The sequence below is a fragment of the Syntrophomonas erecta subsp. sporosyntropha genome, from assembly GCF_055395365.1.
Genome location: NZ_AP042459.1, coordinates 2,142,474 through 2,154,352, shown reverse-complemented (window position 1 = coordinate 2,154,352; position 11,879 = coordinate 2,142,474). Strand labels below are relative to the sequence as shown.

Below are 11,879 nucleotides of genomic sequence, written 5' to 3'. Positions count from 1 at the left end.
GGGACTTGCCCCGGCTTTATCTATATCTTCAGGCTCTTTTCTCCCCCCGGGGATAGTTTTCCAATGGCCATAAGGGAGGCCCGTCCCACTCTTTTTGAAATTCTGGTTCAGAAAGCTCCCGGGCCGCAAAGTCTAAGCCCAACTTCTGCAGCTGTTCACCGGAGGGAATTCCAGTATCCGGATTACATCCGCGGATGGAATAATACGCATTTAACATCTCATCATGCTTACGTAACTCCTCCTGTCCGGTTTCGCTGTTAATTATCTCCGGTTTTAAAGGCAGGCGGTCATGTTTCCGGCTAATTCCCTGGCGGGCATTAAAGGCCATTTCCAGTAAATATACCCGGTCAGCTGCTTGAGCAACTGTCTCTTCGTTAAATTCCTGACCGGTAGCAGCCGTTAGCAGGCGAGCTACTCCCTCAAACAGAGGATATTTATGCACCAGCGGAACCGCACTAGCCCAGTTATTAACTGCTCCTTTACAGCGCCCTATCATATCAGTAAGGGTAGTAGCCCGTTCAGAAACAGCCAGCGTAGCTACCGGATCATCCACCGGTATATACCCTTTTTCAACCAATTGGGGCCATATCTTCGGATCATTTTCTCCAAAAGCCCAACTACGTCCCCGCAAGTGATCCGCTCCCCGGGTGGAGGTAGCATGAGCCAACCCAAAAATACCGGCCGGATGCGGACCCCGGCTATCTCCCTTAACATGGTAACAGTAATCCATGGCCCCTCGACCAAGAATTTTAGCCATGCTGTACATCCCTTCAGCTACTATGTTGCCAAATCCCTGCCGAAAAGCTACCTGGTGAAGCAACTGGATCTGGCTGGTGGCATCTTCCCATTCTAAGGAGAGTCCTCCCGTATCCTGATCAGTAATAATACCCTGGTTATACAAGAATTTAGCAAAGGCAACTGCATTACCCAGAGCTACTACACACATGCCATATTTATCGGCCAGGTTCTCCATTACCAGAATAGGAACTGGCTCAGTGATACCACAATTGGTACCTAGACAAAAAATACACTCATGTTCCAGCGCTTTACCAATCTCACCCGCATACTCACCCTCTGGAATGCGAAAGACATCTTTACAGGGCACCACACAGCCATAGCAGGCAGTACGCTTAACTTCGAATTCTTTCATAGCCTCGGGAGTAAGTTTGTGTGGAATCTCTTCTTCTGATAAGTATTTTTCAAAATAGCGCAAACCTGGAAACCAGCGGCCCATGCCAATATGGGAACCGTATACAGCCGCTACCTCACGTTGAAAATCATCATTTAAAAAGAAGTCCCGATCCTCCCGGGCAAGATCCTTGAATTCCTCAGGCCTGGCAACCGCTACCTTCTGGTTACCCCGTACCACAATGGCCTTTAGATTTTTAGATCCCATTACTGCACCACTTCCCCGGGCAGCCGAGTTATATTTATCAAAAATCGTTGAAGCGTAACGTACCAGGTTTTCTCCGGCCTGGCCTATGGCAGCCACACTAATATCACTACCATACCTCTCCTGCAGGTAATCAGTCGCTTCCCAGGTATTTAGTCCCCATATCGGTCCAGCCTCACATAACTGGATCTCCTCATTATCAATCCACAGATAAACTGGTGAACTAGCTTTTCCGGTAACAATGATCTGGTCATATCCCGCCCTTTTTAAATAAGTAGCAAAATTACCACCGGCATTGCCATCCCCCAGAATATAGCTATATGGTGACAAAGTACTTACTTCTACCCGGCTGCTGGAAGTCAAGCCGCTACCAGTAAATGGCCCAGGAGCAAAACAAATAACATTTTCCTGCCCCAGGGGATCTATCCCCGGCTTTATTTCATCATACAGCACCCGGGAATTAAACCCTCTACCGCCTATATAATCCCGGGCCAGTGACTCATCTAACTTTTCCCTGGTTACCTTTCCTGCAGTCAAATCCACCCGCAGTACTGTTCCCATCCATCCAAACATTAACTGCTCATCCCTTCTTCCTGTTTCCTTCCGCCTTTTAACTTAAGGCAGACCGTTTTTATTATAACAGAAATAGACGATTTGACACCTGGGCAAATATTAATCCGAAGTAAGGGCTGAAATAGGGGTACGCCAGGCTGTGGGGAAAGTAGGGCCGATTTGTATAAAAATCAACTAATTTCATCCTATTAAACAGACCATAATGGTATATATACATGGCAATATATTTAAATGCGGTAGATTAAAGGGCACATAGTCTGACGGTTCTGCGGTTTCTAGCTTCCCCCGGTTTCCCTGGTGGAGCAATACTTCGTCAAATTTATTATACCCACGCAAAGTTTCTGGTTTCCCCTGCTTTCCTGACAGTGCTAATATTCAAAAGGGTTGGGACGTCCAGTTTCCGCAGGTACCCGTTGGTTAACCCCATTAATTCCAGCTTTTGAATCAGGATCATAATAGGCAGTTACAGTAAGATGCAGTTGCAATTCTTCCACCTCTACGGTTTGAGGAGATTGATCCTCGGCTTCTGCCAGGAGATCATTAACTACCACCTGACACTTAGTAAGGCTGATTTTACTGTTTTTTATATTTAATAGCCGCTTTGCATTTTCTATCTTCATCATAAATGCTACCAGGGCCGGATAACTGCCCCGGGCAGTTAGTTGAAACTCAACTGCCGAAAAGGATGGGGAATCCTCCGGCTTAATCTGAGCAGGTGTTTTAGTGCTGACATCTAACCTCAATTGATCGGCAGCCGCTTTCTCCTTTTCGCCTCCGCGATAGTCTATAGATAAAAGAACTACCCGGGCATCAGCTGCACCGGATTCCATAAAAGCTATAACTTCAGGTATATATGCCTCTTCAGGTACTTTTGCCGCTAATCGGCGGTATTCTTCTTCCATTTTTCCTTTTTCTTTTTCCAGACTCTGTCCGGTATCTACCTGAGTTTTTAATACATCAACTGACGACTCCAATTTTTGATTTTCTCTTTGTAAAGCCGAAATCTGGGCCTGTACCGGACGAAAATAATAGTTAACAAATGCATATACTAAACCACATAGCAACAGTGCTACCAATAGAATTACTTCACGCCTGGATAGTTTCACGGGTGGTTTTCCCCCCAATCTGCTTCAATACTAAAATTAACCTGCTGGCTTTCTTCATTCAATGAGGAGGACACCACTTCTAGGTCCTTAAACAAGACACTCTCCCTTAGGCCGGATAAAAAAGATGCTACCATTGTATAATTAGGGGCTGTGCCATGCAGTAGTCCCCGCTGCTCCTGTATATCAACTCCCACCAGAACGACCCCGGCCGGAATAGCTTTTTCAACCTCTGCCAATACATGCAAATGAGAAGTTTTAACATTTTCTACCTGGAGCACCAGCTTTCTTTTGCGGTTTGACTCCTGGCGAAACTCCCGCAGGTCTTGCAGGGAGTCTACAGTTGTCTGGTTAGATTTCTGCCGGGCCATCAACTCCTGGTAACGGTTGGTCTCTGTATTTAGTTTAATCTGCTCATACCTGTAGATAAAGCCCATCCCCGCCAGCACAAATAGCAGAAGGGTTACAATTACGGCTACCCCTAGTCTTCTTGTCTCTTTCGCCTGATCCTTTTCTATTAGATTAATCATAATCCCACGGGAGTTAGACATTATTTCCCCCCCCGCAGAGCCAGACCTAAGGCCACCGGATAATCATGGCGCAGGTTGCGTATCTCTTTATCATTACCGAGAACCGGCCCAATACACCGGGACAGGATATCAGCAATATTTACCGGTATCCCCAGTCCACTGCTAATAGCCTTATCAATTCTCGACATGCGGGAACCACCACCGCATATGTAAATACCTGATAAGCCTTCCGGGTACTGCATGGAATAATACTCTATAGAACGGCTAAGCTCCGCAATAACATCCCTGACTAGATACTCATGATGATCCTGGCTGCCTATAACGATATCATCTAAGCCATTACCGGAATGATTATTCTCATTAATAAAAGCCGAACTTCCAAAAGAAAGATAGCGATTATATACCGGCACTTGATCCCGGAATACTGATAAATAGGAGCGGGCGGCTCCCATATTTAATACCGCACATACCCCATTATCATCCACCTCAGATACAACCCGATTAATAGCCAGAGGTTCAATTTCTACTGCGGCCAGTTTTAGTCCTGCTATATCACAAACCACCTGTAAATGCTGGACCTGCTGGCGACGAACGGCTACAAAAAAAAGTTCCACTTTGGACCCCTCTTCATCCTGGAAATAGCGAAGAGGAAATATATCCATCACTGCGTCTTCTACAGGAATGGGAAGAAAAGTGGTAGCCTCATAGCGAACCGCTTCTTTGAGATCAGTTAATTTCATTGTAGGCATTATTACACTACGTGTATAAACCTGGGGTCCCGATACAGCCGAAACCACCCTTTTACCCTTTAAGCGCAGGTCCTGGACCAATTCGGCCAAAATACCACCTACAGTTTCAGGATCAATAATAGTACCAGATTCTACCGCCCCCCGGGGGGTGTTTTCACTACCATATGTAATGATCTTAAACCTATTTTTATATTTCTTAATGTAAACCAGTTTTATTTTTTGGCTGCCTATATCCAGGCCGGTTCTTAGTACATGACTGAACAAAATCTATTACTCCCCTATCAGTATTGCGGTGAATGACCATAAAATTTTAATATCCAGAACATCATTTTGTTGATAATGCCACCTAGTATATTATAACTTTAGTCCCAGATGTAGTATATACCGGACTAAATAGACTGGGGACTAGAACAGTAAATAATCTCACCATTACCTATATATTCACGAGAGTTAAATACCCTTAGGCCATTTACCAGGTGAAAATGTTCTACAAAATCAAATTTAACCTGGATGGTTAGCTCATAACTGGCCCGGCCAGCCCTCCCCAGACTGGTAAAACTATATATACAGCTTTCATTTTGTCGGTTAGCTAATTCTATTCCGGGATAAAGAATAAAAAAAGCACTCCCCTCAGTACCAGTAGTAAGATGAATCGGGCCAGTTCCAGTCATGGCCCGTAACGGAAGTTCTTCTTTATCACTGCAGGCAAGCAAAGTTTTATACAGATTTTCCATGGCCCATTCCACACCGGCCCGGCTGGCTTGCTGGGCCTGTAATATAAGCACTGCGTTGGTGGACATCCTTTTTTCCAAAAAAGCCATCTCCAGCCAATTTATTGCCACTACCGTAGCCAGAAGATAAACCATAAGAATGAATATTAAACTACTTCCTTCCTGGTTATCCCCCGCCAGAATTCTTATTCATATTGCCCTCCATAATATCCGGCTCGCTACCATATGCTACATCCCCCTGCTACACAAAAGGCTTTTCCCCCCGCAGCCCGAACTTCAATTGTTACATAATTCTGACTGTTTAGGGTAAATCCTATGGCTTCAATTCCTTCGGTAATTGGCAGGGTACTATTAGCATGACGGTATAACTGCCCCCGGTGACAGTAATACTCAACCGCTTGTCCATCCATACGCACTAAATACAGCCGTTCCCCATTATCTCCTACTCTAATCTGTTGGGCTTGACTTAAATCATCTTGTATCCACTGTAACGTAGACCGGGTAAAATACTGGCCCTCTACACTTTCAGCCCCTATTTGGTAAACTGATAAAACCACCTGCAGAAAACCTGCTGCCGTACACAGTACTATAGATATTAAAGCCAGCGCTATGGTTTCCTCTAAAAGCAGATATCCCTGCTCATCTTGCAAAATAGAAAAAAACCGCTTCACTTTTGTCTTATCATGGTATGTATTACCACCTTTTCCTTACTGACCGAATCATATTTGACTTCTGCTCTTACCTTCAGCAGCCTGTTTAAATCATCACAGGGAAGTAGGTAAACCTTAGCCTCCCATCCCTCCTCGATTTTTACACCTAGCTCTTCAGCTTCTAATTGTAAAAAACCCTTTACCTGAGGCGGATTAGCACGCACTGCCTCTAATAGGCTAAAAGCCAGAAAAGCAGCCCGGCTCTCCTGTCCAGCCCCATCGATCCACACCAGACCAGTTGAAAGCAGCGGCCCTAATATAACGCAAATTACCGATAAGATACACAGAGCCACCAGTACTTCCATAAGAGTAAATCCCTTGCTCCTATATCCAGGACCGCAACAGCAGCTTCTCTCCTGACCATTGGCACCGTCAGCTACTTTAATTAGGCTTTTCCTCATATTTAGCCAGTCCTTAACATATCTCTATATTATGTATCTTTTTCCTATATAATCTAACCATTTTCACCTACCGTCAATATCTAAGATTGTAGATAATTGTATTAAAACCGACACGTGTACTTATTTAGGATGGTTATATAACCATTTAAGGCCGTTTATCACCATTTATAAATTTATGTGATAATAAACTTTTTTTAAAAAACTATGCATTTATACCTGCGAAAAAACAGCCGGCTAACTTCTTAGCCGGCCGAATTCCTGAATTCAATTTCAAGTCAGGAGATATCGAAAAAGGAAGCGATGAGCTATGTAAAACTGAATTCCTGAATTCACTTCAGAGATCAGAAGTTTCATATGGATACTCATGATACTTTCTATAGCTTAGCATAGCCTTATCAGCTTCCGTTTTCTGGGCAGTAATGGATCCACTAAACCGGGAATTGTTTTCTATATGAACCTCCCCATCAGGAGCAAATAGTATCCCGGAAATATTACAATTGTTACCTATGACAATACTGCTGGTACTGGCAATAGTAATATCATACAATTGGGAGTCATTGGGAATATGACAAGGTACTTTAAAATAATACTTACCCCCATGCTGTAGTTCGTAATGCAAACTGTTAACAATAGTATAACCCTTATCCCTATACCATTCCTCCGACTCCAGGGCCGGTATACTAACTGGTGGAATATTTACTTCAGTATTGACCTGTTCCCCTATTATATAGGCGTTATTATCCATGGTTAGGTTACCTTCATAATAGATATTGGCATATACCATGGCATTATTAGCAATGTGAACATTTCCTTTCACAAATATTATACTGGGGTGATCCGGAGAGCCAATTTGAGCATGGTTTTCAATTTCTAAATCTCCATCTACATATATAATGCCATTCCATACACTATTGTTGGCTATTTGTACTTTATTTTCATTTATCACTACATCACCCTGGATATAACTGTTATTAGTCACTGTAAAAGAAGTGGGCGAACTAATCAGGTAAGAACCTGGATGAGAAGGTGATAAGCCCGGATATATTTTCAGGATTAGGGGATCAGAAGCCTGTAAATTAGGATTCTCCATGGCCGTATTCTTTATAATTACCGAAACATCCACTATATTATTGATAGACTTATCAGCTATCCCGGCTACTGTTATTTTAAAAGAGTTAGGGGTAATAGCCTTTATACTAGCTGATAAACCTTGGGGAAGATTTTCAACCACTAAATCATCTATACTAAATCTGCTAGAAAGGTCTTTATCAACCGCGATTATCCACGAGTCATCTCCAGAACTTACCCGCCTGTTTTCCGGGCTGATCATGGTAATGGTTTCATCAACCACCCGGGCGTAAATTTTATCTTGGCTGGCAAAATCCGGGTTATATAACTTATACCTTATGGCTGTCCCAGCTTCCCCACTTACTCTTTTTGCTTCCGGCAGGTTAGCCGCAAACACTTCCGTATCCAGGTTATATCCCTGGCTTTTACAAATCCCCCCTACCTTTAGCCAGATAACTTTACCTGCCTGTTTACTTTGAAACTGCAGCCCAAAATCGATCCCTTTATTAACAGCATCACCGATTATATGATCACCTTTTTTCATACGGTGAACTACGCTGCTACCCTGACCTGAAGGGATTAGGAATATGTAATTATCATCTTCTTCCGTAATTGCATCAACATCCGGTACCTCATCAGTATCCATGATATAGATCTCACTAGCATAACGTAGCTGCCGGGTAACATAATCACTAACCATTTGCACCTCATACTGCACATGGGAACGAACCTGCCCGGAATGATAAGCCGTATTACCCAGAGAATAGATGGAAAATCCTGTTACAATAACTATCCCTATTATTGATAGAACCAGGATAGTTTCAATTAATGTAAATCCTTTAGATTTTAACCAGGGTTCTTCCCCCATGTCTACTCCTCCCCATTATCCTCCGGGATAAAAGCCTTTAATTCTATAGGGTTATGAACATTGCCCCGGCTGTAATCCTCCCTAACCGTCATTAATTCTCCCGGAACTATTACAGAAATTCCGGCCTGACTAAACTCAATATTCATGTGGGAATTGATCACCGGTTGGTGATCAGACAAATTGTTTTCAATAACTTTTTGGATAGCCCCTATCGCCTGCTGCTTATGACCCACGGAAAATATCCCCGCCGTGGAATTAATGAAAAGGGGTAAAAAAGTAATAGCAATAATGAGTAACAGGCCCATAGCCAGTATGGTTTCCATCAAGGTGAAACCCTTTTGATTATTCATCATAGATAATTTTTTCACGGTTCTTTAACCCACCCTTCCCGGGTATAAGTATAATAAACTTCCAGACTTTCATCCGGTTTAGTTATATAATTTATATTTTCCCTTAAAATCAGATTAGCAGTATCAGTTACCCCTTCAACAGCAGCCCGGCCCTGAATTAATATCTTAGAACCCTGTTTAGAAACGGAAACCGTAAAATTAGTATCCTCACCAAAAAAAGTATTCTCATCTGATTTAAGTCCTATTATCTCTGGAATGTCATCATTATTTTTAAGTAAATGGGTTCCCATGACATCGGCCGCTGACCTGGCTATATAATAGGCCTGTAATTTACAGATCTTTTTCTGTGCCATAACACTATCAAAATACCACAGGCTTAATAACGTGGCTGATAAAACCGCCAGGATCAAAAACATCATCAGTATAACGACCAGAGCATAACCCTTTTGTTTTTTCAGATAACTGCTTAACACGCTATTTTTCCACCACCACATTTAACCGATCCTCAGGAAAAACTAACCAATATATTCCAATACCAATTTAAAATCTCCGGTCCATAAATCCAGGCCAGCCATCCCCCTAAAGCCAGAAATGGACCAAATTTAATAGAAGTCTTGCCGTTAGCCCGGCCGGTCATCAGCAGGTACAAGGCATAACTCCCCCCCATAAGTGAGGTTATTAAAAATGCCAACCAGGCCCCCTGCCATCCGGTGAAAACTCCGATAACTGCCGCCAGTTTAATATCTCCGCCCCCCATTCCACCCCGGGAGACTATAGCTGCTGCCAGGAGTATGCCTCCGAACAGTAATCCCCCCAGTAAGGCCGAAGAAAAACCTACCGTTACCAATGACAACAGTAAACCCACCAACAGACCCGGATAGGTAATCAGGTCCGGAATTATCCCCTGGTCCTTATCAATTAAAGCTGCTACCAGCAGAATACTTGTTAAAATCCACCCGGCCAGCATCTCCCAGCCCCATCCCCATTTTATATAAATAAGCCCCCCACTTAAGCTGGTGACTAATTCCACTAAGGGATAACGAAAGGGAATAATCTCCCCGCAATACCGGCACCGGCCCTTCAAACATATATAACTAAAAACAGGCACCAAATCCCGGGGCTTTAAGGGATTAAAACAGGCTGCACAATGGCTGCCCGGCCAGAGAAGCGATTCCCTCCCGGGTAAACGGAATATAACCACATTAAGAAAAGAACCCCAGATAAGCCCTCCTATTAATACTAAAACCACATTAAACATAATTATCTCCTTAAATAATAACAGCCTTGCTTTCCGGCAAAATTTAAGGGTCATACCGGTAGATATGACCCTGGACTTTATCACGATTAGATTTTAAGTATCTGAACCTTCCCCCGTTTCCTCTACCGCTTATATTTTACCGGGAATTACTTCGATCTTAACCTGATCAGTTACATCACCAGGTGTTACCGTTACATTATATTTATATGAACTGTTTTTGGTATAAGTCGTTTCCCCCACTTTTATCTCTATCGGTACTTTGGGCTCTTTATCGAGATACTGTTTATCAATTAATACATCTCCAGTTGTAATTACCTTATTACTGGAGACAGGCGGGTTTATATCCCCATTTATAATCGCTAACTCAACAGCTTTTTCAATCATCATGACATTAGTATTATGAGCCTGCTTTTTAGCCTTATCAAAAGAAGCTCCAAATCTAGGTACAGCTATACCAGCCAGCAAAGCCAGTATACCCATGACTACAATTAACTCCACCAAGGTAAAGCCCCGCTCATTCCTTTTCCGGCTCCTTGGTGACCACAGTTTATCTAACATTAATTCTTCCTCCCCATTTATAAACTACTTACCATAATTAAATAAGGCCTTATATCCCCCCTTTTTAGTGAAATATTACCGGCCTTTTTATGTTAGAATTCTTAGTAAATTACTATGTCCAGTATTCCCTATCGGTCGGTCCTTACCTAGTAATATCATATTACAAACCCTTACTAAAAGCACTAATAATCAGGCTTTTAATAGTAACAAAATCATGAGTCTATAGTCCCAGTTTATAATTTATTTTAAACCCTGGGGAGTATGCTACCGCTAATAACCGTAAAAAATATTAATTATTATTCTTTATATTATTACTGTATTAACCAGTTCAAAAATCGGCATAAGAGTAGATACCACTATGGCTCCTACCAGAATACCGACTAACAGGATTAAAATAGGCTCTATAAGGGCCATCATAGAATCAATTAGATACATTATTTCCCGGTCAAAGTAATCTGCCATACGGATCAGCATATCATCCAGAGCCCCGGTTTCTTCTCCTACAGCAACCATTTGAATAACCATCGGTTCAAAAACACCGGTGTTTTGTAAAGGAATACTGATAGCCTGACCCTCACTAATACTTTCCCGGGCTTTACGAATACCCCTGCTTACCACTGCATTACCTACCACATCCTCACTGACTTCCAGGGCTTGTAAAATAGGTATACCTGAACCAACCAAGGTCCCCATAGTACGTGCAAACCGGGCCACCGTAATACGGGAAATAGTTTTGCCGATGATAGGTAAATGCAGGTAAAGGTTATCAAAAAAATATCTTCCTCGGCGGGTTTTACCAATTATCTTCAGACCATAAATTAATATAACCGTACCAGCCAGCAGGTAGACCCAGCGGGTACGAATCAGGTTACTAATGGCCAATAAAGCCCGAGTAGATCCTGGCATTTGGGCCCCAGCCGCTTCGAACATACCGATAAAACCAGGCATCACTACCGTAATGATAAATATTACCATAAGAAAAGCAAATACGGTAATTATGGCTGGATAAATCGAAGCTGATCTAATTTTAGAAGTTATTTCATCTTCCCGCTCCAGGTGCAGGGACAACCGCTCTAACACTGAGTCCATAACCCCACCTAGTTCCCCGGCCCGCACCATACTAATATAAATAGATGAAAAAACGGCTGGGTGGCAGGCCATGGCCTGCCACACTGTAACCCCTTCTTCCAAATTATCTCTTATGGAAAAAAGTGCCTTTTTCAGTTTTTTATGATTAGCTTGTTCCGCCAGGATGGAAAAACATTTTAAAATAGGTAAACCAGCTGACAGCATAGTAGCCAGCTGCCGAGTCATGACGATCATATCCCGGGCCGGCACTTTAGCAAAACCCCAGGGTAGCTCCAGTTTTTGGCCAGATTGTACGATTTCCTCCAGAGATAGTATGTAATAATTCTGCTTAAGCAGGCTATCAATCACCGTTTTCTTGTCCTCTGCTTCCAACCTGCCTGTCAATATTTTTCCTTGACGGTCTCTTACCCGATATGCAAATTCCAAATTAACCACCTCCCTTGTTCCTTGGGAATTATGGATAAATAGGTTAAAAGCGTTCCTTGCCTGGAGGCGTAT

The 11,879-nt window shown here is 42.8% G+C and carries 13 protein-coding genes; all 13 read right to left on the bottom strand.

The window, feature by feature from the left end; all coding sequences use genetic code 11:
• Window positions 1-28: 28 nt before the first annotated feature.
• Window positions 29-1,966 carry an aldehyde ferredoxin oxidoreductase family protein gene (locus tag ACZ5Q0_RS10515; RefSeq protein WP_446818026.1) on the bottom strand — a complete coding sequence of 646 codons (1,938 nt, stop codon included), beginning with the start codon at window positions 1,964-1,966 and terminating at the stop codon, window positions 29-31.
• Window positions 1,967-2,334: 368 nt separating this feature from the next.
• Window positions 2,335-3,072: a hypothetical protein gene (locus tag ACZ5Q0_RS10510; protein WP_447182524.1), complete on the bottom strand. Its 738-nt coding sequence runs from the start codon at window positions 3,070-3,072 to the stop codon at window positions 2,335-2,337.
• Entirely contained in the window at window positions 3,069-3,620 is a 552-nt protein-coding gene (locus ACZ5Q0_RS10505) for a PilN domain-containing protein (protein WP_446818028.1), read from the bottom strand. The genes ACZ5Q0_RS10510 and ACZ5Q0_RS10505 overlap by 4 nt, the downstream gene beginning before the upstream one ends.
• The gene (pilM, locus tag ACZ5Q0_RS10500) at window positions 3,620-4,612 is read right to left on the bottom strand and encodes a type IV pilus biogenesis protein PilM (protein WP_446818029.1); all 993 of its coding nucleotides are present in this window, start codon (window positions 4,610-4,612) and stop codon (window positions 3,620-3,622) included. The genes ACZ5Q0_RS10505 and pilM overlap by 1 nt, the downstream gene beginning before the upstream one ends.
• Window positions 4,613-4,737: 125 nt before the next feature.
• Window positions 4,738-5,214 carry a hypothetical protein gene (locus ACZ5Q0_RS10495; RefSeq protein WP_464827138.1) on the bottom strand — a complete coding sequence of 159 codons (477 nt, stop codon included), beginning with the start codon at window positions 5,212-5,214 and terminating at the stop codon, window positions 4,738-4,740.
• A gap of 83 nt (window positions 5,215-5,297) precedes the next feature.
• Complete coding sequence (locus tag ACZ5Q0_RS10490; RefSeq protein ID WP_464827137.1) at window positions 5,298-5,750, bottom strand: PulJ/GspJ family protein; 453 nt, start codon at window positions 5,748-5,750, stop codon at window positions 5,298-5,300.
• Window positions 5,747-6,190 carry a type IV pilus modification PilV family protein gene (locus tag ACZ5Q0_RS10485; RefSeq protein WP_446818032.1) on the bottom strand — a complete coding sequence of 148 codons (444 nt, stop codon included), beginning with the start codon at window positions 6,188-6,190 and terminating at the stop codon, window positions 5,747-5,749. Before ACZ5Q0_RS10485 ends, ACZ5Q0_RS10490 begins: the two co-directional genes overlap by 4 nt.
• A 334-nt stretch (window positions 6,191-6,524) precedes the next feature.
• Window positions 6,525-8,126 carry a prepilin-type N-terminal cleavage/methylation domain-containing protein gene (locus tag ACZ5Q0_RS10480; protein WP_446818033.1) on the bottom strand — a complete coding sequence of 534 codons (1,602 nt, stop codon included), beginning with the start codon at window positions 8,124-8,126 and terminating at the stop codon, window positions 6,525-6,527.
• A gap of 2 nt (window positions 8,127-8,128) precedes the next feature.
• Window positions 8,129-8,494 carry a type IV pilus modification PilV family protein gene (locus ACZ5Q0_RS10475; RefSeq protein WP_446818034.1) on the bottom strand — a complete coding sequence of 122 codons (366 nt, stop codon included), beginning with the start codon at window positions 8,492-8,494 and terminating at the stop codon, window positions 8,129-8,131.
• Window positions 8,491-8,949: a hypothetical protein gene (locus ACZ5Q0_RS10470; RefSeq protein WP_446818035.1), complete on the bottom strand. Its 459-nt coding sequence runs from the start codon at window positions 8,947-8,949 to the stop codon at window positions 8,491-8,493. The genes ACZ5Q0_RS10475 and ACZ5Q0_RS10470 overlap by 4 nt, the downstream gene beginning before the upstream one ends.
• Window positions 8,950-8,981: 32 nt before the next feature.
• The gene (locus ACZ5Q0_RS10465; protein ID WP_446818036.1) at window positions 8,982-9,734 is read right to left on the bottom strand and encodes a prepilin peptidase; all 753 of its coding nucleotides are present in this window, start codon (window positions 9,732-9,734) and stop codon (window positions 8,982-8,984) included.
• Between the two features lie 129 nt (window positions 9,735-9,863).
• Entirely contained in the window at window positions 9,864-10,292 is a 429-nt protein-coding gene (locus ACZ5Q0_RS10460) for a type II secretion system protein (protein ID WP_446818037.1), read from the bottom strand.
• 303 nt (window positions 10,293-10,595) lie between these two features.
• Window positions 10,596-11,807 (bottom strand): type II secretion system F family protein, encoded by a 1,212-nt coding sequence (locus ACZ5Q0_RS10455; RefSeq protein WP_446818038.1) that lies wholly within the window; start codon window positions 11,805-11,807, stop codon window positions 10,596-10,598.
• Between the last annotated feature and the right edge of the window lie 72 nt (window positions 11,808-11,879).